At 67.6% G+C, this 22,432-nt stretch carries 24 protein-coding genes; 3 read left to right on the top strand and 21 right to left on the bottom strand.

Annotated elements, in window-relative coordinates; genetic code table 11:
- Nucleotides 1–3: 3 nt before the first annotated feature.
- Nucleotides 4–714, bottom strand: a complete 711-nt coding sequence (locus AC0IX4_RS01805) for a hypothetical protein (protein ID WP_042574197.1) — start codon at nt 712–714, stop codon at nt 4–6.
- Nucleotides 715–756: 42 nt separating this feature from the next.
- Nucleotides 757–1,449, bottom strand: coding sequence for a carbonic anhydrase (locus tag AC0IX4_RS01800; protein ID WP_042574198.1), 693 nt, complete (start codon nt 1,447–1,449; stop codon nt 757–759).
- A gap of 70 nt (nt 1,450–1,519) precedes the next feature.
- Between AC0IX4_RS01800 and AC0IX4_RS01795 the strand changes: the two genes are divergently transcribed.
- Complete coding sequence (locus AC0IX4_RS01795; protein WP_056071750.1) at nt 1,520–2,392, top strand: HhH-GPD family protein; 873 nt, start codon at nt 1,520–1,522, stop codon at nt 2,390–2,392.
- On the opposite strand, the gene AC0IX4_RS01790 is transcribed toward AC0IX4_RS01795, so the two are convergent.
- Nucleotides 2,321–3,112: an alpha/beta fold hydrolase gene (locus tag AC0IX4_RS01790; RefSeq protein WP_471827823.1), complete on the bottom strand. Its 792-nt coding sequence runs from the start codon at nt 3,110–3,112 to the stop codon at nt 2,321–2,323. The genes AC0IX4_RS01795 and AC0IX4_RS01790 overlap by 72 nt on opposite strands.
- Before the next feature lie 40 nt (nt 3,113–3,152).
- Here AC0IX4_RS01790 and AC0IX4_RS01785 point away from each other — a divergent pair, with 40 nt between their 5' ends.
- The gene (locus AC0IX4_RS01785; RefSeq protein WP_042574200.1) at nt 3,153–3,464 is read left to right on the top strand and encodes an antibiotic biosynthesis monooxygenase family protein; all 312 of its coding nucleotides are present in this window, start codon (nt 3,153–3,155) and stop codon (nt 3,462–3,464) included.
- 118 nt (nt 3,465–3,582) lie between these two features.
- Nucleotides 3,583–4,971: a serine hydrolase gene (locus tag AC0IX4_RS01780; protein ID WP_471827822.1), complete on the top strand. Its 1,389-nt coding sequence runs from the start codon at nt 3,583–3,585 to the stop codon at nt 4,969–4,971.
- On the opposite strand, the gene AC0IX4_RS01775 is transcribed toward AC0IX4_RS01780, so the two are convergent.
- The 18 genes from AC0IX4_RS01775 to ftsH all read right to left on the bottom strand — a co-directional run bounded on the left by AC0IX4_RS01775 (nt 4,968) and on the right by ftsH (nt 22,303).
- Nucleotides 4,968–5,405 (bottom strand): OsmC family protein, encoded by a 438-nt coding sequence (locus AC0IX4_RS01775; protein ID WP_042574201.1) that lies wholly within the window; start codon nt 5,403–5,405, stop codon nt 4,968–4,970. The genes AC0IX4_RS01780 and AC0IX4_RS01775 overlap by 4 nt on opposite strands.
- Nucleotides 5,406–5,471: 66 nt before the next feature.
- A complete protein-coding gene (locus AC0IX4_RS01770) occupies nt 5,472–6,221 on the bottom strand; it encodes a VOC family protein (RefSeq protein WP_471827821.1) in 750 nt (249 codons plus the stop codon).
- A gap of 102 nt (nt 6,222–6,323) precedes the next feature.
- Complete coding sequence (locus tag AC0IX4_RS01765) at nt 6,324–8,858, bottom strand: ATP-dependent Clp protease ATP-binding subunit (RefSeq protein WP_042574203.1); 2,535 nt, start codon at nt 8,856–8,858, stop codon at nt 6,324–6,326.
- Between the two features lie 357 nt (nt 8,859–9,215).
- A complete protein-coding gene (locus AC0IX4_RS01760; protein ID WP_042574278.1) occupies nt 9,216–9,569 on the bottom strand; it encodes a histone-like nucleoid-structuring protein Lsr2 in 354 nt (117 codons plus the stop codon).
- A 110-nt stretch (nt 9,570–9,679) separates the two neighbouring features.
- Nucleotides 9,680–11,197, bottom strand: a complete 1,518-nt coding sequence (lysS, locus tag AC0IX4_RS01755; RefSeq protein WP_471827820.1) for a lysine--tRNA ligase — start codon at nt 11,195–11,197, stop codon at nt 9,680–9,682.
- Nucleotides 11,198–11,244: 47 nt separating this feature from the next.
- Complete coding sequence (locus AC0IX4_RS01750; RefSeq protein ID WP_042574279.1) at nt 11,245–11,667, bottom strand: rhodanese-like domain-containing protein; 423 nt, start codon at nt 11,665–11,667, stop codon at nt 11,245–11,247.
- A gap of 11 nt (nt 11,668–11,678) precedes the next feature.
- Nucleotides 11,679–12,191, bottom strand: a complete 513-nt coding sequence (locus tag AC0IX4_RS01745) for a cysteine dioxygenase (protein WP_471827819.1) — start codon at nt 12,189–12,191, stop codon at nt 11,679–11,681.
- Nucleotides 12,192–12,365: 174 nt separating this feature from the next.
- The gene (locus tag AC0IX4_RS01740; protein WP_471827818.1) at nt 12,366–13,160 is read right to left on the bottom strand and encodes a type III pantothenate kinase; all 795 of its coding nucleotides are present in this window, start codon (nt 13,158–13,160) and stop codon (nt 12,366–12,368) included.
- Nucleotides 13,160–13,600, bottom strand: coding sequence for an aspartate 1-decarboxylase (gene panD, locus AC0IX4_RS01735; protein WP_056071759.1), 441 nt, complete (start codon nt 13,598–13,600; stop codon nt 13,160–13,162). The genes AC0IX4_RS01740 and panD overlap by 1 nt, the downstream gene beginning before the upstream one ends.
- A 28-nt stretch (nt 13,601–13,628) precedes the next feature.
- Complete coding sequence (gene panC / locus AC0IX4_RS01730; protein ID WP_471827817.1) at nt 13,629–14,558, bottom strand: pantoate--beta-alanine ligase; 930 nt, start codon at nt 14,556–14,558, stop codon at nt 13,629–13,631.
- Nucleotides 14,555–15,469, bottom strand: coding sequence for a Rossmann-like and DUF2520 domain-containing protein (locus tag AC0IX4_RS01725; protein ID WP_042574281.1), 915 nt, complete (start codon nt 15,467–15,469; stop codon nt 14,555–14,557). The genes panC and AC0IX4_RS01725 overlap by 4 nt, the downstream gene beginning before the upstream one ends.
- Before the next feature lie 114 nt (nt 15,470–15,583).
- A complete protein-coding gene (locus AC0IX4_RS01720) occupies nt 15,584–16,762 on the bottom strand; it encodes a DUF6779 domain-containing protein (RefSeq protein WP_042574208.1) in 1,179 nt (392 codons plus the stop codon).
- 59 nt (nt 16,763–16,821) lie between these two features.
- On the bottom strand, nt 16,822–17,289 hold the full coding sequence (locus AC0IX4_RS01715; RefSeq protein WP_042574209.1) for a DUF3180 domain-containing protein: 468 nt from the start codon (nt 17,287–17,289) through the stop codon (nt 16,822–16,824).
- Complete coding sequence (folK, locus tag AC0IX4_RS01710; protein ID WP_042574210.1) at nt 17,286–17,774, bottom strand: 2-amino-4-hydroxy-6-hydroxymethyldihydropteridine diphosphokinase; 489 nt, start codon at nt 17,772–17,774, stop codon at nt 17,286–17,288. The genes AC0IX4_RS01715 and folK overlap by 4 nt, the downstream gene beginning before the upstream one ends.
- Entirely contained in the window at nt 17,771–18,136 is a 366-nt protein-coding gene (folB, locus tag AC0IX4_RS01705) for a dihydroneopterin aldolase (protein ID WP_471827816.1), read from the bottom strand. The genes folK and folB overlap by 4 nt, the downstream gene beginning before the upstream one ends.
- Nucleotides 18,133–18,960, bottom strand: a complete 828-nt coding sequence (folP, locus tag AC0IX4_RS01700) for a dihydropteroate synthase (protein WP_471828323.1) — start codon at nt 18,958–18,960, stop codon at nt 18,133–18,135. Before folP ends, folB begins: the two co-directional genes overlap by 4 nt.
- 47 nt (nt 18,961–19,007) lie before the next feature.
- Nucleotides 19,008–19,586 (bottom strand): GTP cyclohydrolase I FolE, encoded by a 579-nt coding sequence (gene folE / locus AC0IX4_RS01695; RefSeq protein ID WP_042574283.1) that lies wholly within the window; start codon nt 19,584–19,586, stop codon nt 19,008–19,010.
- A gap of 113 nt (nt 19,587–19,699) precedes the next feature.
- Nucleotides 19,700–22,303, bottom strand: a complete 2,604-nt coding sequence (gene ftsH / locus AC0IX4_RS01690; protein ID WP_471827815.1) for an ATP-dependent zinc metalloprotease FtsH — start codon at nt 22,301–22,303, stop codon at nt 19,700–19,702.
- Between the last annotated feature and the right edge of the window lie 129 nt (nt 22,304–22,432).

Here is a 22,432-nt window from a genome sequence, read left to right as displayed (position 1 = left end):
GCCTCAGGTGATGTTGAACGTCTCCGGGGAGCTGCGGAGCTGACCCAGCTGACCGACGACGCTGTACCCGCCCGGGCCGACCGGGTTACGCGGTGCGGCGCAACCCGGCTCGGAGGTGGTGGCGGACCACTTGACCGAGAAGGGGGCCTGCTCACCGGGCTGCAGGGTGCGGAGGTCGGGTGTGGTGGTCGGGAAGCAGTCGACGTTGGACCACAGACGCTGACCCTCGAGGGTGTACACCAGCACCTGCTGCAGGCCCGATCCCAGATCGCGCTCGCAGGCGGAGGTGCCGATGTTGGTGACGACGACGGTGAACGCCGGCTCCTGGCCCGCGGGGTAGGTCGGCTGGTCGGGCGACGCCTTCACGGCAAGTGACTGGTCGGCGCACTGGCCGGGGGCGACCGGAGCGGCAGATGTCGTCGTGGCTGGAGTGGTGGATCCCGACGGTGCTGCTGCACCGCCTCCCCCGCCGCCACCCGAGCCGCCGGCCGGAGCCGAACCGCCCGTGGCAGAAGCATCGGGGCGGTACGTGGTGGCTGCGGACGGCGCGAGGGACGCCGATGCTGCGGCGGACTGGGAATCCTGGGATCCCCCGCCGGTCAGAGAGACGATGAGCCACACGACCAGCCCGATGACCACGACTGCGCCACCGATCGCGAGCGCGCGGCGTCGCCAGTAGATCTCGGGAGGCAGGGGTCCGTTCGGCTCGAGCACAGATCAACCGTATGTGCCGACGCGGTGACCGAGCGGCACCTACTACGGCGTGTCGCTCGCCGTCGCCGACGAGGTGAGCAGATCACTCGCGTCGGTCCGGTCGGTCGACCCCATCTCGACGTGTCCGATGTCGCCCAGCGCGCCCTGGAATTCGACCTTGCCGTCGGCCAGTTTGTACGTCAGGCCGACGATGGCGAGCTTGCCCGCGGCGACGCGCTTCTCGAGGATCGACGACCGATCGATCAGCAGCTTCCCGGTCTCGAGGACGTGGCGCGCCTCGACGTCGTCGGCGCGCGTGTACCCCAGGCGATGGGCGTTGAGGACGGACGGCGTGACCCGCTCGACGATGTCGCGGATGAAGCCACCGGGGACGGTTCCCTCGTCCAGCGCGTTGATGGTCGCCTTGACGGCGCCGCAACTGTCGTGACCGAGAATGACGATCAGGGGCGCGTCGAGGACCTCGGCGCCGAACTCAAGGGAACCGAGGACGGCCGAGTCGACGACCTGGCCGGCTGTACGGACGACGAACATGTCGCCGAGGCCCTGGTCGAAGATGATCTCGGCCGCGACGCGGGAATCGGAGCACCCGAAGACGATCGCGGTGGGGTGTTGGCCGTCGACGAGCGACGCGCGGTGATCCACCCCCTGGCTGGGATGCTCCGGGCGGCCGTCGACGAACCGGCGATTACCCTCGACGAGCGCGTTCCATGCTGAGCGGGGACTCGAGTTAGGCATGTAGTCATTGTTACCGAAATATGAGTCACCCGCCGGTGGCGGCCCCGACTTCCGGGAGGAATCACAGACAGTGGACACCGATGTCTTGGTCGACTGGTTCACGCGCGATGCCCGCGACCTGCCGTGGCGACGCCCGGACGTCAGCGGCTGGCAGATCCTGATGAGCGAGGTCATGCTCCAGCAGACGCCCGTCGTGCGGGTGGCGCCGATCTGGCTCGAGTGGGTGCAGCGGTGGCCGGTGCCGTCGGCGATGGCCGCGTCGTCACGCGCCGACGTCATCCGCGCCTGGGGGAAGTTGGGGTACCCGCGCCGTGCAGCGAGGTTGCACGAGTGCGCAGCCGTCCTCGCCGAACGCCACGGTGACGAGACACCCCGGGACGTCGACACCCTGCTGACCCTTCCCGGCGTCGGCGCCTACACGGCGAGGGCCGTCGCCTGTTTCGCCTACGGCCAGCGGGTTCCCGTCGTGGACACCAATGTGCGACGCGTCGTCGCCCGCGCGGTGCACGGCCTGGCAGAACCCGGAAACCCCCGGATCACACAGGATCTCGCGGACGTGGAGGCTCTACTGCCGGACGACGTCGCGACGGCGGCGACGCTGAGTGCGGCGCTGATGGAACTGGGCGCGGTCATCTGCACGGCTCGCAAGCCTGCCTGCGCGCTGTGCCCCCTCCCGTCGTGCGCCTGGGTCGATGCCGGTCGTCCGGCGCACGAGGGACCTGCGAAGAAGGTGCAGAAGTTCGCCGGCACCGACCGTCAGGTGCGTGGGAAGTTGATGGACGTACTGCGGTCGACGACGGTCCCCGTGCCGAAGCAGACCCTGGACCTGGTGTGGCTCACCGATCCGGGACAGCGCGAGCGGGCCCTGGCCTCACTGCTCACGGACGGGTTGGTCGAGCAGACGGCCGGTGGCGAGTTCACGCTCGCCGGGGAGGGCTCGTAGGAAGTTCTCCACCGCGAGCCGGTACTCCACGGGACGCTCGTCGTGGATCAGGTGACCGGCGCCGCCGATCAGCTCATACCTCGAATCTGCTGCCACCGCGGCCATCTCCCGCATCTGACCGGTGGGAGTCACCGTGTGCTCGGCCTCCAGCACCAGAGTCGGGGCGCGCACGTCGCGCCACTGCTGCCAGAACTCCCGCCGTCCCCACTCGTCGGAGATCGCCTGGAACGTATCGACGTCGCCGTGCAGCCTCCACCCGTCGTCACCGCGCTCGAACGAGTCCAGGAAGTATTGTCCCGCAACGTTTCCGAAGTAACCCCTCACGGCATCCTCGTCGGCGAACGGGTGCGGCCACGCCCTGATGACGGCGGCCCACGCGTCGGAGGTGCGCCCGCGGAAGTCGGGCGCCATGTCCTCCACGACGAGTCCGCGCACACGACCGGGCTCGCGGGCCGCGTAGCACCAGGCGTGGAGTGCGCCCATCGAATGACCGACGAGCACCAGCGAGTCGAATCCGGCCAGTGCCGTGGACAACTCGTCGACGAACGCCTCGGTGGACAGGTCCGCCGGAGCCGGGCGACCGTGTCCCGCGGCTCGGACGGTGAAGACACGGCCGTGATCTCGCAGCCACGGAATCTGTCGTCGCCACGTGTCGGGCCCGCCCATGAGCCCGTGCAGAAGTATCACGGGAACACCGGAACCGCCTTCGTCGCGCAGCACGCCGCCACCGTATCGCGAGCCACGCAGGTAGCCTCGAGCCATGCCAGTGGTCAAGATCAACGCCATCGAGGTGCCCGAGGGCGCCGGTGCAGAACTCGAGAAGCGGTTCGCCGCACGCGCGCAGTCCGTCGACGGCTCGCCCGGTTTCCTGGGGTTCCAGCTGCTCCGCCCCGTCAAGGGTGAGAGCCGGTACTTCGTCGTCACGCAGTGGGAGGACGAGGAGTCCTTCCAGGCGTGGGCCGCCGGACCGGCGCGCGCCGCTCATTCGGGCGAGCGCGCGAAGCCCGTGTCCTCGGGTGCGTCCCTGCTCGAGTTCGACGTCGTTCTCGACGTGCCCGCTCGTCGCGACTGACCGACCCCATTTCGACGCCCCGGCAAACCGACCACAGGTGCCCGGTAGGGTCGCGATACCGGCATCCGACCCGAAACGAGGCACGGCTTTGCAGCACACGCCACGCAGGTACGCCATCGTGGCCGCTGCCGTCGCAGTCACTCTGTCTCTCGCCGGCTGCGGCGGAGTCGATCCCCTTCTCGAGTCCGGCGCGGCACGCGACAGTGCGCCGACTACCGAGGCGAGCACCGCGCCCGCCGACGGTTCCGACGCGGCATCTCCGATCACCACGGTCACCGACACGATGCTCGGGTGGATCACGGCCCCGGATCCCACTGCGCTCGATCCGGCCGCCATCGACGCGCTGGCCGCGCCCGAGTTGGCGGAGGCACTCGCCCAGGTGGGCGGCCTGGTCGGGCCCGTCGCGCAGATCATCTCCAGTGGCCCCATCACTGTCGGCGAGCGGTCCGAGAACGGACTCGAGTCGACGGTCGCCCTCACCACGGGCCGCGGGGCACCGCTGACGCTGCGCCTGCGCGCCACCGAGACCGGATTACTGTCCGGCATCCAGGCGCTTCCCGACGCGTCGACCGTCACCTCGTTCGCCGCCGCCGACACCGCCCTCGGCTCTCTCGGCGCCCGGACGTCCTACGTCGCCTCACGCGTGACGGACGGGCGCTGCGCCCCCGTTCACGAATTGAACGCCGACGAGAGTCTGCCGTTGGCGTCGGTGTCCAAGCTGTACGTCCTGGGAGCACTCGCACGGGCCGTCGGCAACGGGTCGGTGTCGTGGGACGAGCAGCTCACCGTCACCGACGCGCGCAAGTCCGCCCCGTCGGGACAGTTGCAGTTCGCGCCCGAGGGAACTCCGGTCACCGTCCGCGAGGCGGCAGAGGCGATGATCGCGATCAGCGACAACACCGCCACCGACCTGATCATCGACCGCATCGGGCGGGACGCGGTGGAAGCCGAGGTGAGCACCATGGGTCACTCGGATCCGGCGGCGCTGACACCGTTCCCCACCACCCGCGAGTTCTTCCTGCTCGGGTGGGGTCTCCCGGATCTGCGCGAGCAGTGGCGCGGGGCCGATACACAGACACGGCGCGACATCCTCGCGAGCATCGAGTCTCGCACGATCGACAGTCAGCCGGTCGACGCTGCAACGGCGGATCTGGACTACGAGGGCATCGTCACTCGGCCCGGCACTCCCGACGGAGTCGAATGGTTCGGCAGCGCGAACGACATCTGCCGGGCATACGCAGCGCTGACCGTGGGCCCGCAGAGCGACGTGGTGCGACAGATTCTCGCGCTGAACCCTGGCGCCGAGGTCGATCCCGCTCGCTGGCCGTATGTCGGCTACAAGAACGGCAACGCCGCGGGCGACGTGTCCGGGTCGTGGTTGCTGACGGACGCATCGGGTCAGGACTGGGTCGTGGCGACGCAGCTGGCTTCGGACGAGACCGTCGGCCCCCTGGACAACGCCTATGCGTTCGCCGTCGTCCAGGGGACGTTCGAGCTGTTGCGTTAGCTCTCGAGAGCGGCGTCGAGCGTGATCTCGACACCCGTCAGCGCCTTGCTCACCGGGCAGGTCTCCTTGGCGTTCTGGGCAGCCTTGGCGAAACCGTCGGCGTCCAGACCGTCGACTTCACCGCGCACCGTGATCTTGATGCCGGTCAGCTTGAAGCCGACCTCGTCCGGTCCGAGCGACACCTCGGCGGTGACGTCGAGGCTCTGCGGGGTGCCACCGGCCTCGGCGATGACGGCCGAGAGCTGCATGGCGTAGCAGGACGAGTGCGCCGCGGCGATGAGCTCTTCGGGGCTGGTCGTGCCGCCGGCGTCGTCCGCCGCACGCTTGGGGAACGACACGTCGTACGTGCCGACCTTGGAGCTGGAGAGCTCGACCTGTCCCGAGCCCTCCTCGAGCGAACCGTTCCATGCTGTCCGTGCTGTGCGTGTAGGCATTGCCGTCCTTGTATCGAGTCGGATCACTGTCGATCACCAGCGTAGACAGCTCGACCCGACAGGGGGTCAGCCTTCGCGAGAGATCACCGAGATCACGTTCCCCGACGGGTCGGTGAACCAGGCGATCGACGGGCCGTTGTTCTTCATGACTCCGTTCTCCTCCTGCGGGAAACCGTCGTATCGCAGGAAGGCGACGCCCTTCGCCGCGAGCTCCGCGACGGCCGTGTCGATGTCGGTCACCGGGATGTTCAGGATGGTGAACGCCGCGGGCTCGTGATCGGGCTTCGGGTACGCGATCGCCGTCGTGCGACGGTCGATGCGGATCATGAGGATGCCCATGCTGTTGCGCATCACCCGCATCCCCAGGACGGTCGAGTAGAACTCGGCGGTCTCGTCGATGTCGCGTACCGCGAAACCCGGGAACGGTGTCGTCGGCTGACCCATCTCGACCTCCGCCTCGTCACTGAGACGTACCAGCTGGATCCAGTTCCCATCGGGGTCCTTCGCCGTCGCGAAGAGGTGGCCGTCCCGGTTCTCGAGGGGGCTGACCCACTCGCCGCCGAGAGCGTCGATGCGTTCGGCCACCGCGGCGGGATCGTCGGGTTCGACGTTCAGGATCGTGCGGGCGCCGTCGCGGTTCGGCCCCGACACGTCGTCGCGTCGGTCGAACATGATGAGGAAGCCATCGAGGTCGACGACCGGGTAGGGACCCGCGTCGTCGCTCACGGGCGCCTCGAAGACCTCCCCGTACCACCGCGCGAGCGCCGCGGGGTCGTCGCTGGAGAGCAGGATGCTGTTCACGCTTGCTGTAGCCATACCGGTACCGACTCCGGCCGGCCTCCGAAGTCATCGCCAAGACACCACGAACGCAGAACGGGCGGGACCCGTGAAGGTCCCGCCCGTCGCTGTGCGTATGTACTACTCGGAGCTCTCGCCCGACTTCGCCAAGTCGACGGTCAAGTCGTCGGGAAGGCTGATCGGCTTCTTCTCGCCGCGGAAGGTGAAGACTGCGTCTTCGCCCTGTCCTTCGCCGTCCCAGTTGTCGACGTCGACCAGCACGATCTGACCCGGCTCGATCTCGCCGAACAGGATCTTCTCGGACAGCTGATCCTCGATCTCGCGCTGGATGGTGCGACGCAGCGGCCGCGCACCCAACACCGGGTCGAATCCACGCTTGGCCAGAAGCGACTTGCCCTTGTCCGTGACCTCGATGGCCATGTCCTTGTTCTTGAGCGCAACCTCCACTCGCGCCAGCATGAGATCGACCATCTGGATGATCTCGTCCTTGGTGAGCTGGTGGAAGACGACGATGTCGTCGATGCGGTTCAGGAACTCGGGGCGGAAGTGCTTCTTCAGCTCGTCGTGCACCTTGAGCTTCATGCGCTCGTAGTTCGAGCCACTGCCCTCACCCGAGGAGAAGCCGAGGCCGACGGCCTTGGAGATGTCCGAGGTACCGAGGTTCGAGGTGAAGATCAGCACGGTGTTCTTGAAGTCGACCGTGCGACCCTGACCGTCGGTGAGACGGCCGTCCTCGAGGACCTGCAGGAGCGTGTTGTAGATCTCCTGGTGAGCCTTCTCGATCTCGTCGAACAGCACCACGGAGAACGGCTTGCGGCGCACCTTCTCGGTGAGCTGGCCACCCTCTTCGTAGCCCACGTATCCGGGAGGCGCACCGAACAGTCGCGATGCGGTGAACCGGTCGTGGAACTCGCCCATGTCGATCTGGATGAGCGCGTCGTCCTCGCCGAACAGGAAGTTTGCCAGCGCCTTCGACAGCTCGGTCTTACCTACACCGGACGGGCCGGCGAAGATGAACGAGCCCGACGGACGCTTGGGGTCCTTCAGACCGGCGCGGGTACGACGGATCGCCTTGGAGACGGCCTTGACCGCTTCGACCTGGCCGATGATGCGCTTGTGGAGTTCGTCCTCCATGCGCAGGAGACGGGTGGTCTCCTCCTCGGTCAGCTTGAAGACGGGGATGCCGGTCCAGTTACCCAGAACCTCGGCGATCTCGTTGTCGTCCACCTCGGCGATGACATCGAGGTCACCGCTGCGCCACTGCTTCTCGCGCTCGGCACGCTGGGCGACGAGCTGCTTCTCCTTGTCGCGCAGGTTCGCGGCCTTCTCGAAGTCCTGCGCGTCGATCGCGGATTCCTTCTCACGACGGGCATCGGCGATCTTGTCGTCGAACTCGCGCAGGTCCGGCGGTGCAGTCATCCGGCGGATGCGCATGCGCGCACCTGCCTCGTCGATGAGGTCGATCGCCTTGTCGGGCAGGAACCGGTCGTTGATGTACCGGTCGGCCAGCGTCGCCGCGGCGACGAGCGCGCTGTCGGTGATCGAGACGCGGTGATGCGCCTCGTACCGGTCACGCAGACCCTTGAGGATCTCGATGGTGTGATCGACGGACGGCTCGCCCACCTGGACGGGCTGGAAACGACGCTCGAGTGCGGCGTCCTTCTCGATGTACTTGCGGTACTCGTCGAGCGTGGTCGCACCGATGGTCTGCAGCTCACCACGAGCCAACTTCGGCTTGAGGATCGACGCAGCGTCGATGGCGCCCTCGGCAGCACCTGCGCCGACGAGCGTGTGCAGCTCGTCGATGAACAGGATGATGTCGCCGCGGGTGTTGATCTCCTTGAGCACCTTCTTCAGGCGCTCCTCGAAGTCACCGCGGTACCGGCTGCCGGCCACCAGTGAACCGAGGTCCAGGGTGTAGAGCTGCTTGTCCTTGAGTGTCTCGGGGACCTCGCCGTTGACGATGGCCTGCGCGAGACCTTCGACGACGGCGGTCTTGCCGACGCCGGGCTCACCGATGAGCACCGGGTTGTTCTTGGTGCGGCGGCTGAGCACCTGCATGACGCGCTCGATTTCCTTCGCACGACCGATGACCGGGTCGAGCTTGCCTTCGAGTGCGGCCTGCGTGAGGTTGCGGCCGAACTGGTCGAGGACCAGCGACGTGGACGGAGTGCCCGCCTCGCCGCGTCCGCTCCCGGACTCGCTGGGCTCCTTGCCCTGGTAGCCCGACAGCAGCTGGATGACCTGCTGGCGCACGCGGTTGAGGTCGGCGCCGAGCTTGACCAGCACCTGGGCGGCCACGCCCTCACCCTCGCGGATGAGGCCGAGCAGGATGTGCTCGGTGCCGATGTAGTTGTGTCCGAGCTGCAGCGCCTCACGCAGGCTGAGCTCGAGGACCTTCTTGGCACGCGGAGTGAACGGGATGTGCCCGGACGGTGCCTGCTGGCCCTGGCCGATGATTTCCTCGACCTGGCTGCGAACACCCTCGAGGGAGATCCCGAGCGACTCCAGAGACTTCGCCGCTACGCCTTCACCCTCGTGGATGAGGCCCAGCAGGATGTGCTCCGTGCCGATGTAATTGTGGTTGAGCATCCGGGCCTCTTCTTGGGCCAGGACGACGACGCGCCGTGCGCGGTCGGTGAACCTCTCGAACATCGCTCTCCCTCACACTGATGACGGGGCAGGCGTCGGACCCTCTAGTCCGAACCTCGAGCCCGAGTCCCACTCTAGTTGCCGTGACTGCCGAGTGCCGCTCCGCCGGGGAAGTTCATCCGACGGCGAACGGACTCGAAAAGTCCGGCACCGGTGTCATGTGGAGTCAACGCGCCGGAGCGCGGATTCGTTACCAGGCGGTGGAGCTGCGCTCAGGAGCCTCGGTCGAGCGTCCTCTACATCCGTGGAGACTCGTATGCAATGGCTGCCGACCATGAGATGTCATGCACATTTGTCCGTTTCATTGGGGTCATTGTCATTCATCTGAATGACAATGACGCCAGTGATGACCGATTGCAATCAGGAAGACAGTTCCCAGGCCCGTACGATCTCCGAGGAAATGCGGCCGCGAGCACTGATCTCGAATCCCTGCGTACGCGCCCATTCGCGGATCGCCGCACTGCGTGCGCGGTCCGCCGCCCCACGCGTACGCGCGCCGCTCGCCGTGGCGGACGCGGCGCCGCCCCCGGTGGACCTGGTCGACACACGCCGGGCGTGCTGGATCCACTGGTCCATGACTTTCCGCAGCTCATTGGCATTGGAATTGGACAGGTCCAACTCGAACCACGTGCCGTCCAGACCGATGGACACCGTCTCGTCGGCCGGCACGTTATCCACATCGTCGACCAGCGTGACCGTCACTTTTTTGACCATTCGACGCATTCCCCCCCTCAGGACACGGCGACCCGATTCGCCGAGACCTAAATATAGCGCGCATTCCGGCAAGTCGACCACCCGCGGTCCGGAATGTTAAATGCGGAAGGTCAACTTCGGTCCGGACGCACCATTGGAAAGAGGATGGTCTCGCGAATACCGAGGCCGGTCAGAGCCATCAGGAGCCGATCGATGCCCATTCCGGTACCCGTTGTCGGCGGCATCGCGTACTCCATCGCCGTCAGGAAGTCCTCGTCCAGAACCATCGCCTCGTCGTCGCCGGCGGACGCCAACCTGGCCTGGTCGACGAACCGTTCCCGCTGGACGACGGGGTCGATCAGCTCGGAGTAGCCCGTCGCCAGCTCGAAGCCGCGAACGTAGAGGTCCCACTTCTCGACCACACCAGGGATGCTTCGGTGCGCACGCACCAGCGGGGACGTCTCCACCGGGAAGTTCCGCACGAAGGTCGGAGTGTGCAACTGGTCGCCGCAGCTGTGCTCCCACAACTCCTCGACGAGCTTGCCGTGGCCCCAGCCCTTGCCCGACGGCACCGCGAGGCCGACGCGGTCGGCCAACGCCAGCAGGTCGTCGAGCGACGTCTGCGGGGTCACCTCGGTCCCGATGGCCGCCGACAGCGACGGATACATCTCGATGGTGGTCCACTCGCCGGAGAAGTCGTAGGACGATCCGTCTGCCAATGTCACCTCGAGAGTCCCGTACACGGACTGCACGACCTCCTGGATGAGCTCGCGCGTCATCACGGCCGAGTCGTCGTACGTTCCGTAGGCCTCGTACGTCTCGAGCATCGCGAACTCCGGCGAGTGCGTGGAGTCGACGCCCTCGTTACGGAAGTTGCGGTTGATCTCGAAGACGCGATCGATCCCGCCCACGACGGCACGCTTGAGGAACAGCTCCGGTGCGATCCGCAGGAACAGGTCGATGTCCAGCGCGTTCGAGTGCGTCGTGAACGGCCGAGCCGCGGCGCCGCCGTGCAACGTCTGCAGCATCGGCGTCTCGATCTCGAGGAACCCGCGCCGTTCGAGTCCGTCGCGCAGCGCGCGCAGGGCCGCGACGCGTCGACGGGCGTTCTCCCGCGCTTCGGGGCGGACGATCAGATCGACGTAGCGCTGACGAACCCGCGATTCCTCGTTCATCTCCTTGTGGGCGACCGGCAGCGGCCGCAGCGACTTCGCCGCCATCGCCCAGTCGTCCGCCATCACGCTCAGCTCACCGCGACGGGAGCTGATCACCTCACCGCGGACGAAGATCATGTCGCCGAGGTCCACGTCCGACTTCCACCGGGCCAGCGCATCCTCACCGACACCCGCCAGGGAGATCATGGCCTGCAGCTGGGTTCCGTCACCGTCCTGCAGCGTCGCGAAGCACAGCTTGCCGGTGTTGCGCAGGAAGATCACGCGCCCGGCGACGCCGACCTGGTCGCCGGTGTGCGTGTCCGGCTCGAGTGCCGGGTGGGCGGCCCGGACCTCGGCGAGCGAGTGTGTCCGCCCCACCGACACCGGGTAGGCCTCGCGCCCGGACTCGATCAGCCGCGCGCGCTTCTCGCGACGGATGCGGACCTGTTCGGGGATGTCGTCGTGCTGATCATGTGCAGGCTGGGCGTCGGTCACGAATGGTCAGCCTATAGAAACCGCGATAGGCGACAAACTTCACGGCGTCAATGCGAGACGAGCGCGCGACCCTCACGGAGGCAATGCCGAGCACTGCTCACGACGCCGGTCAGGCCGGCAGCGACGATGGCTCGGTATCCCCCGACGACGTCGGACGACTTCCACAGGCCCAGTTCCTGGAGCGCGGCGGCCGCCAGCGAGGACGTGTATCCCTCGGAGCACAGGATGATCCACTCGACGTCGTGGTCGACAGCGGTGGCCAGGCGGGCACTGCTGGTCGGGTCGCAGCGCCATTCCAGGACGTTGCGCTCGATGGCCAAGGCACCCGGCATCGTGCCTTCGACGGCCCGCTGGGCCTGCGGACGGATGTCGACCAGGACCGCGCCGCGGGCGACCGCGTCGGCAAGTTCGGACACCTCGGTGCGGCGGTAGGTCGATCGAGCGCGGGCGAGCATGTCGTCGATGGTGATCGCGGTACTCATCAGGCGTCTCCCTCGGGAAGATCGGTCAGAACGGAGCGGACACGACGCAGACCGCCGTCGTCGGAGATGCCGTAGTAGGACATGGCCGTGAGCGGCGGCGAGTAGGCGTGCACGCTCAGCGTCGGACCGGTAACCGTGATCGGATCGCCGGCGGGAGCGTGGGTGACGTCGTGGACCCAGCCCAGCGGGAACGACGCCTGGTCCCCCGCGTCGAGGCGACGGTGATGCAACCCGTCACCGTTCCAGCGATATTCGCTCAGGGACCCGCTGAGCACGGTCAGGGCGCCGAGGGAGCCGGCGTGATCATGCAGTTCGGTCGACTTGTCGGGGACCCAACTGATCAACCAGAGATCGACCAGATCGTCCGAATGTAGTCGGACGCACCATCGTTCGGATCTGGGGAACACTCCGCCCGGGGGCAGCAGAGCATCGTGGCGGCCGTCGAGGACGTCGGCCGCACCCTGATCGGTGAGGCGCAGGAGGTCCGCCGGACGCAGAGGCGTCGGGGACACGAGAGAGACGGGTACAGCAACAGAAGGGGACAGCACGGCAGAACTCCAGGAAGGTGTGGTGACGAATCAGGGCAGGCGTCAGCCCCGACAACACTCCCGAGTTCCCGTGCGATGAGTCACGTGGAAAGTGTGGCACACCTCGTGACGACGCGCCACCTCCACCGATCCGACCCCTCAGCGCCTGCGTGCCTGGTTGCGCTCGTAGACCAGACGCAGACCCTCGAGCGTGAGATCGGGTTCGAGTCGGTCGATGGACGACGAGTCGTCCATGATCAACGCAGCACTGTCCCCCGTGGCCACGACGACGACGTCGTCCCCGTCGAATCCCGGCACCTCGCGGCAGATGCGGTCCACGATGCCGTCCACGAGACCTGCGAAGCCGAACACCGCACCCGACTGCATGGCCTCGACCGTGTTCTTACCCAGAACCCCTCGGGGCCTGAGCAATTCGACCTTCCGGAGAGCGGCGGACCGCGACGCAAGGGCGTCCATGGAGATCTCGAGGCCTGGAGCGATGGACCCCCCGAGGAACTCGCCCTTCGCGGAGACGACGTCGACACACACGGACGTCCCGAAGTCGACGACGATGCACGGCGCACCGAAGAGGTGGTGGGCGGCGAGGCTGTTGACGATGCGGTCCGCCCCGACATCCTTCGGATTGTCCACCAGCAGAGGCACACCCGTGCGGACACCCGGCTCGACGACCACGTGCGGAACATGCGACCAGTACCGGGTGAGCATCGTGCGGATCTCGCGCAGCACCGACGGAACAGTCGACAGCGCGGCCACCCCGGTGATGGTCTCGACGTCGGTTCCCAGCAATCCGCCGAACGTCAACGCCAACTCGTCCGCGGTCATCGATGCGTCCGTCCGCATCCGCCGCTGACGCGTCAGACGTGCATGGACCCCACTACCCGTGAACACCCCCAGCACGATGTTGGTGTTGCGGACGTCGACGGTGAGCAACATCAGACGGTGACCGTGTCACGCGTCGCGGGTCCGAGAGTGCGGGGTGAGATCAGCCCGGATCCGGCGGGGCTGTCCGCCGGGTCGGACCCCAGATGGACAGGCCGGTTGTCCGCATCGACGAACACGACGTTCGGCGCGTACGACTCGAGTTCGACAGGATCGAGGATGCCGTAGGCGATGATGATGACCAGGTCCCCCGGCTTCACCAGATGCGCTGCGGCACCGTTGATCCCGATGACACCGGAGCCGCGTTGTCCGGCGATCGCGTAGGTCTCGAGGCGGGCACCGTTGTCGATGTCGACGATGGTCACCTGCTCGCCTTCGAGCAACGAGGCGGCGTCGAGAAGGTCCTGGTCGATGGTGACGGACCCGACGTAGTGCAGATCGGCGTGCGTGACGGTGGCGCGGTGGATCTTCGACGTCATCATGGTGCGGAGCATGGGTGTGGGTCCTGTTCGAGTCGGGGGTTCAGGAATGGCCGAGATGGCGCTGGGCATCGGCTGATTCGGGATCGCGGCCCTGGAAGCCGGTTCCCAGGGCCACGCCGACGTTGTCCAGGAGCCGGGTGCTGCCCACGCGCGCAGCGACGAGCAGTCGTCCGTCGCCCTCCTCCGGCGCGTCACGCAGGTCCGCGCCTCGCACCTCGAGGTAGTCGACGTCGATCTCCGGTACCGAGTCCAGAACCGACTGCGCCGCAGCGAGAACGGCATCGGACCCGCCCTCCGCAGCGTGCGTGCCCGCGACCAGCGCGGCCGACAACGCCACGGCGATCGAGCGTTGGTTCTCGTCGAGGTACCGGTTGCGCGAGGACAGCGCGAGCCCGTCCGACTCCCGCACGATCGGAACACCGAGTATGTCGACGTCCATGTCCAGGTCACGGACCATCTGGTGGATGAGCACCAACTGCTGGTAGTCCTTCTCGCCGAAGTAGGCCGCCGTCGGACGAACGATGTTGAGCAACTTGGCCACCACTGTCAGCATGCCCGCGAAATGGCCGGGGCGCGAAGCACCTTCGAGCTCGGAGCCCAGGGGTCCGGGATGAACGGTGGTGCGCGGGTCGTTCGGGTACATGTCCGAGACGCTGGGAGCGAAGACCAGCTCGACACCTGCCCGGCGGAGGATGTCGAGATCGGCGTCGAGGGTGCGCGGATACGCGTCCAGGTCCTCGCCCGCACCGAACTGCAACGGATTGACGAAGATCGAGACCACCACCACGGCGCCACTGCGCTTCGCCATCTCCATCAACTGCACGTGTCCCGCGTGCAGCGCGCCCATCGTGGGCACCAAGGCGACGCGGCGACCAGCGGACCGCAGCGCACGCGTCACGGCGCCGACGACGGCCGGCGAGTGGTGCACCGTCGTCTCCCCCGGCACATAGGCGCCGTCGAGTGTGCTCACGAGTTCCTCCTCAGGATGTTCACGATGGACTGATCCGCCCCGGCGCGCTCGGCGGTCCGGAGTGCCAGAGCTCGATACCCGGCGGCGATCCTCGGGTCCAGAGCCGTCAGGACGTCCAGGTGCTTCTCGACGGTGGCTCCGTCCCCTCGCGCCACCGGGCCGGTGAGCGCGCTCTGCCCACTGCGCAGCACGTTGTCCAGAGCTGCGGACAGAAGTGGAGCCATGACGCGCTCCGCGACGCCTCCGGGACGTTGCTCGATCGGCTGCTGCCCGGTCAGTTCCGTGGCCGACAACGCACTGCGCAAAGCATCGAGCGCGTCGGCGACCAAGGTGACCAGATGATTCGAACCGTGCGCGAGGGCAGCGTGGTACAGCGTCCGCTCGTCCTCCCGCACCCCGACGGGTTCGCCGCCGATCTCGAGCACCAACGCCTGCGCGATGGCCTGACCGATCTCGTCACCGGCGGTGATACCGAAGCAGGCCGACGACAACCGGTCGGTGTCCTCGGGCTGTCCGCTGAACGTCATCGCCGGATGCACGGCCATCGTGACGACACCGCGTCCGGCGAGCGGCGCGAGAATGTCGACGCCGTTGGCGCCCGACGTGTGCATCACCAGAGTTCCGGGCGAGACCGCATCGGTGCTCGCGAGCCCCCGCACCAGGGCGTCGAGTTCCTGGTCCGGAACGGCGAGAAGCAGCAGTTCGCTGCGGCGAGCGACATCGACGGCGGGCATCACCACGGCGTCGGGCAGTCGGGACTCGGCACGGCGCAAGGACGCGTCGGAGACGGCCGCACATCCGAACACCACGTGGCCGACGCGCTCGAGCGCTTCGCCCATGGCGGTACCGACGCGGCCCGCGGACACGACACCCACGGACAGGCGCGCGGGAGCAGGATCGGAGGTCAAGATCGTCCTCTCGGGGGTTCGTTCCAGTCCCGCTCGGCGGGTACCGGACCAACGGGGCCAACAGTAGCGGCCGAACCCGAGCTGTCGCCATGCGACGCCGGTCACACCGGCAGGTGACTAGTCCGCTCGACGACGACGGCGTCCGGCCGACGGGGACGCGTCGCCGCTTCCCATGCCGGCAAGAATGTCGGCGACGGACCGACCGCTCGAATGGGCACCCGAACCGGGGTCCGCAGCGTCGGAGTCCTCGTCCGGCTCGGCGCGGCGGCGTCGGCCACCTGCCGCCGGCGCGTCGTTCGCGGGCTCGGCCACAGGCGTGTCGTCCACAGGGTTGTCGAGTACAGGGGTGTCGTCCACCGGGACGACCTCAGCCGGCTCCTCGTCGGCGGGAAGCTCGACCGGCGGCGTCACCTCGGGCGTGGGCTCGGGTTCCGGCAAAGGTTCGGGCGTGGACTCCGGTTCGGGCGTGGGTTCCGGTTCGGGCAGAGGTTCGGGCTCGGGTAGGGGTTCCGGCTCGGGGGCGGCGGGAACGCTGTCGGCGCGATGGTTCGACGGGATCCACTGCGGAACGGGCGCCTGCTGGGTGCGAGCCTCCGTCTGCGCGTTCTGAGGTACTCGGCCGGCCTGCGGCATGGGGTGGAACGTTCCGTCGTGGTCGAACTCGCCACCGATGACCGAGGTCTCCGCGGTGACCGGGTCGTCGAACGGCGTCGCGAAGCCGGCCGGTCCGTACGAGGGGTCCGGCGCAAAACTCGGGGGACGTCCGCGGGAACCCGGGACGTACAGACCCGACGGAGCGGGTTCGTACCCACTGTACGAACGGTCGGCCAACTCGCGCATGCGCAGCGCCTCGCCGGCGATGGCAGCGCGGTCATCGGGCAGCTCCCCGTCGAACAGCATCTCGAGACTGCGCCTCAACGACGCCAATTCCGCACGGAGAGCGCGCATCTCGTCCGCATCCGCGCCGATCTCACCCCGCACGCGTGACTCGACACCCAGCTCGTACTCGCGGCGGGCGGCGATCTCACGCTCGAGCTGGAGTTCGTACACGGTCTGGAGATCGCGGGCCTTCATCTGGTCCACGGCGGCGTCGCGTCGGTACTTGGTCATCGCGAACGCACCGAGGATCGCGGCCCAGAGGGCGGCGACGATACCTACTCGCAGAAGCGGAACACTGTCACTGAGAATGAGCAGGACGCTGGCGATGACACCGAGAAGCACCAGACCGGCGAGCGCTGTGTGGTTCTCGCCGCGCTTCGTGCGACGGTTGGCCTTGGGTCGCCCTGTGTCCGTCATGATTCCCAGGGTAACGGCTCGACGTGCTGTCGGACTTCACCAAGCATGACCGGGGTGTCTCACTGTGCAGGTTCGTCGGGTGTGTCGTCGGGTGTCCGGCAGCTGTGTTCGAGCCAGAGCGCGGCGGCGACGGCCGCGATACCGGCCACCAAACCGACGACCGCACCCGGTGTGTCCTCGCTCGCAGCGCGCAATGTCGACCGCAGCGGCAGCAGGTGGACGAGGAAACCGGCCCACACTCCGGCGGCAGCAGCGCCGACCAGTGCTGCGGCTTTCGCGAGGGCAGCGGCACGCGCCACCGTGATCGGATGCAGCTGACCGGGGCCGGGGCCGACCCGTCGACCGCGAACGCGCGATCGGACCAGGAGTCCGACTCCGACCAGCAGCGCGGCGACGGGATACAGCGACGCCCCCGCGAACGGTGACACCGGCGGGACCGACCCGTAGAAGGTCGAGACGAGGATCCAGGTCGCCACCCCGGCGAGGACCGCGAGAGCCAGCAGGTCTCGCACGCGTGTAGCCGTCACGTCAGGCGCAGGTCCGTCGGATGAACGCCGACGCGTTCGGACTCCGGCAACTTCTCCAGCAGCTCGCGGACGGGCGTGTCACCGAGAGTCGCATCGGGTTCGACGTCGAGCCAGGGAACCAGGACGAAGGCCCGTTCGTGAGCGCGGGGATGCGGAAGTATCAACTCGGGATCGTCGCTGCACACGTCGTCGCACACGATCACATCGACATCCACGGTCCGCGGACCCCACCGCACGATCCGCTCGCGGTGGGCGATGCGCTCGAGTTCCTGGCCGGCCAGCAGCCAGCCCCAGCAGTCCAGGTCCGGATCGTCGACGACGACGACCGCGTTGAGGAAGTCCTGCTGATCGATACCACCCCACGGCGCGGTGGAGTACAGGGACGACACACCGACGACGGCGTCGCCGAGCGAGTCGACCACGCCGCGGAGGTGACTTTCACGATCGCCGATGTTGCTGCCGATCGACAGCACTGCCCGACTCACGCCGGCCTCGACCGCGTCAGCACCACCGCGACGTCCGCGAACGTCAACGGGATCGGCGCGGACGGCTTGTGGAGCGTGACCTCGACGCGTTCGACGCGTGGATCCTTCAGGACACCGTCGGCGATCTCCCCCGCCACGGTCTCGATGAGATCGCGCGTCGGTCCCGCGATGACAGCGGCGGCAGCCTCCGCCAGTTCGCCGTAGTGCGCCGTCTCGGCGAGGTCGTCCGAGGACGCGGCGGGCGCCAGATCCATGTGCACCACCAGGTCCACGACGAAATCCTGTCCGTCGCGCTTCTCGTGATCGAAGACACCGTGATTGCCGCGAACTGTCAAGCCGCGCAGCTCTATCCGATCCGTCATGTCGTGCCTTCCTTCCTGGTCGCGGTGTGCCACCGGCGATGGACGGCCAGTGCGTCCAGTGTGCTCCGCGCATCGTGCACCCGGACTCCCCACGCGCCGGCCTCGGCCGAGAGCAGGGAGATGGCGGCGGTCGCGGCATCTCGTTCGTGCGGAGGTCTCGGTACCCCGTCCTCCTGCAGCAGGGTGCCCAGGAATCTCTTGCGCGACGCCCCGACCAGGACCGGGATCCCGGTGTCGATCAGCCTGTCGAGCCGACCGAGCAGAGCCCAGTTGTGATGGGCGTTCTTCGCGAATCCCAGGCCCGGGTCGAGCACGATGCGCTCACTGTCGACTCCTGCCGCGACGGCTGCGTCGACTTGGTGCAGCAGACCGGCCCGCACGTCCTCGACGATGTCGCCGTAGTCGTGTTCCTCGGCCGCACCGGGCCGGTGAGTCCAGTCGACATTCGATCGCCAGTGCATCAGCACCCACGCGACACCGCCGTCGGCGACAGTTCCCGCCATGTTCGGATCGGCCCGCCCACCGGACACGTCGTTGACGATGGACACCCCGGCCTCGATCGCGGACTCCGCGACCGACGCCCGCATCGTGTCGACGCTGACGCACACGCCCTGTGCCGCGAGTTCCGCGATCACCGGTGCTACACGTCGCGCTTCGACGACCGGGTCGACACGATCTGCGCCGGGCCTGGTCGACTCTCCGCCCACATCGACGATGTCGACACCGGCGGCATGCAGGTCGAGGCCGTGCTGCACCGCTGCGTTTACGTCGAGGTAGCGGCCACCGTCGGAGAAGGAATCAGCGGTGACGTTGACGACGCCCATGACGACGGGGCCGTCGCGACGCGGAAGCGTGAACACGTGCCGACGTCCTACTTGCGAAGGATGAGATCCAGCGCTTCGGACCGTGAGACCGCGCTGGACTGGAACACACCGCGCACCGCGGACGTGGTGGTGCTGGCGCCCGGCTTCCGGATGCCTCGCATGGCCATGCACAGGTGCTCGGCCTCCATCACGACGATGACACCCCGTGGCTCCAACTTGCGCATCATCGCGTCCGCGACCTGGGAGGTGAGTCGCTCCTGGACCTGGGGACGCTTGGCGTACAGGTCGACGACGCGCGCCAGCTTGGACAGGCCCGTCACCCGGCCGGACTTGCCGGGGATGTAGCCCACGTGCGCGACGCCGTGGAACGACACCAGGTGGTGTTCGCACGTGGAGTACATGGGGATGTCGCGGACGAGGACGAGTTCACGGTGCGACTCGTCGAACGTGGTGCCGAGGACCTCGTCCGGATCCACGAACAGTCCGCCGAATACTTCCTTGTACGCGCGGGCGACACGAGCGGGTGTGTCGCGCAGTCCCTCGCGCTCGGGGTCTTCACCCACCGCGAGCAGCAACTCACGCACGGCTGCTTCGGCACGCGCCTGGTCGAATGCTCGACCCGACATGACCGACAGCGGCTCGGAATTCGTGGGTGCATCGGTCTGATCGGCATGGTTGACGGACACGGGGGTCCCTTCGGGGAGGCGCGATAGTTGTCGGGAAGGAGCGAGCGCAGACCTTAGCGCGCGTCCGGCCCTTCCCACCGCTGGGTCTCGGGAGGTCGGTTCTCCTGCGGAGGCTGAGGATCCTCGGACTCTCCACGCGGAGGCTGGTACTGGCCCTCGGGATTCTGAGGGTTGCGGTACCGGGGCTCTGGCTGGGCCGGTGTTCCGTATCCCTGGTTCCCGTAACCCTGATCGGGCTGCTGGCCGAACGGCTCCTGATAGGGCTGCGGCTCGGGCTCCTGGTACGGCCTCGGCTCCGGGTACTGCGGCTCCGGGTACTGCGGCTCCGGGTAGCGCGGCTCCGAGTAGCCCTGCGGCTGCCCGTAACCCTGCGGTTCCCCGTAGCCCTGCGGCTGGCCATAGCCTTGCGGCTGCCCATACCCCTGCGGCTGCCCGTAGGGCTGGGGCTGGCCGTAGCCCTGCGGCTCGGGGTAGTGCGGAGCGTCGTTCTCACGCGGAGGCCAACCGGGTGCGGACCACCCTGCGGGTGCGCCGTAGTCGGGAAGCGACGGTCCCGGACGCCCACCGCGGTGAGCACCGCCCTGACCGTTCTGACCTTGACCGTTCTGGCCATGGCCGTTCTGTCCGTGACCGTTGGACCCGTTGCGCGCATGCGCGTCGGGCTCCGAGCTGCCCTGACCGTTGCCGGCGTAGCTGGGCTGCTTCACCGTCGAGACGGGCGGCCACGGCTCGCCGCGTTCGGTCGCGAGCTCACGCGGCGTCTTCACCGGCGGCTTGGACGACGGAACTCGATCACCGAAGTCGTTGAACGCGGTGATGCGGGGACGCTTCTCGACGCCGGTGAAGATCTTCTCGAGGTCCTTGCGGGTGAGTGTCTCGCGCTCGAGCAGCTCGGTGGCCAGGATGTCGAGGACGTCGCGGTAGTCGTTCAGGATGGCCCACGCCTCGGTGTGCGCGGCTTCGATGAGGTTGCGCACCTCGCCGTCGATCTCGCGAGCGACCTCGTGCGAGTAGTCGGACTGCACGCCCATCGACCGGCCCAGGAACGGATCGCCCTGCTCCTGGCCGTAGCGGACGGCGCCGAGCTTGCTGCTCATGCCGTACTCGGTGACCATCGCGCGAGCGATCTTCGTCGCCTGATCGATGTCGGACGATGCTCCCGTGGTGGGCTCGTGGAAGACGAGCTCCTCGGCGGCGCGGCCACCCATCGCCATGACGAGTCGAGCGATCATCTCGGATCGCGTCATCAGGCCCTTGTCGTCCTCCGGCACCGTCATCGCGTGTCCACCCGTGCGGCCGCGGGCGAGGATGGTGACCTTGTAGATCGGCTCGATGTCGGGCATCGCCCACGCAGCGAGGGTGTGACCACCCTCGTGGTACGCGGTGATCTTGCGCTCGTGCTCGCTGATGATGCGGCTCTTGCGGCGAGGTCCGCCGATGACGCGATCCACCGACTCCTCGAGAGCAGCCTCGGTGACCACGGTGCCGTTCTCACGAGCGGTCAGCAGTGCGGCCTCGTTGATGACGTTCGCGAGGTCCGCGCCCGACATGCCCACTGTGCGCTTCGCCAGACCCTCGAGGTCGGCGTCCTGCGCGATCGGCTTGCCCTTCGAGTGCACGGCCAGGATCGCGCGGCGTCCGGCGAGGTCGGGAGCACCGACGGGAATCTGTCGGTCGAAGCGGCCGGGGCGCAGCAGCGCGGGGTCGAGGATATCGGGACGGTTGGTCGCGGCGATCAGGATGACGCCGGTGCGCTCACCGAACCCGTCCATCTCCACGAGCAGCTGGTTGAGGGTCTGCTCACGCTCGTCGTGGCCACCACCGAGACCGGCGCCACGCTGACGTCCGACGGCGTCGATCTCGTCGACGAAGATGATGCACGGGCTGTTCTGCTTGGCCTGCTCGAAGAGGTCACGCACACGCGACGCACCGACACCGACGAACATCTCGACGAAGTCGGAGCCGGAGATGGTGAAGAAGGGGACACCGGCCTCACCGGCGACAGCGCGGGCGAGCAGCGTCTTACCGGTTCCGGGAGGGCCGTAGAGCAGCACACCGCGCGGGATCTTGGCACCGAGAGCCTGGTAGCGAGCCGGGTTCTGCAGGAAGTCCTTGATCTCGTAGAGCTCCTCGACGGCTTCGTTCGCCCCTGCCACGTCGGCGAACGTCGTCTTGGGCATGTCCTTGGTGAGCTGCTTGGCCTTGGACTTGCCGAAGCCCATGACACCGCCTCGACCGCCGCCCTGCATGCGGGACATGACGAACACGAAGATGCCGAGCAGGATGATCATCGGCAGCAGGAACACCAGGATCGAGGTGAACCAGCTCTCCTGGGTGACCTGGGTGTCGTAGCTCTCGGCACCGGACTGAGCGACCTTGTCGAAGACCTGCTGGGACACCGCATCGGGGTACTGCGCGATGATCTGCGTCGAGTTGTCCGTGGCCGCGTTGCCGCTCTTCAGCGTGAGGCGAACCTGCTGCTCACGGTCGTCGATCTGCGCCGACGACACGTTCTGGTCGTCGAGCTGCGCGATCGCGACAGAGGTGTCGACGCCCTTCCAGCCACGGGTGTCGTCGCCGAAGTAGCTGAAGGCGAAGATCACCAGCAGGATGCCGGCGACTATCGCCAGGTTGCGGAACAAAGTCTTGCGATTCATACAGCGTCGCCCTCGATGGCAGTAGGACTCACGAACAGGTGTTAGTCGTAGTCGAATATTCGGATCGAACTGTGGACGTCGACGAACGCGGCAGAGCCGCACGCCGACTGCGCACCGGACAAGCCAGGT

It is taken from the genome of Rhodococcus sp. AC861 (assembly GCF_979256035.1).
Note: the sequence above shows the minus strand (reverse complement) of the source record. Positions and strands in the feature narration are given on the sequence as shown.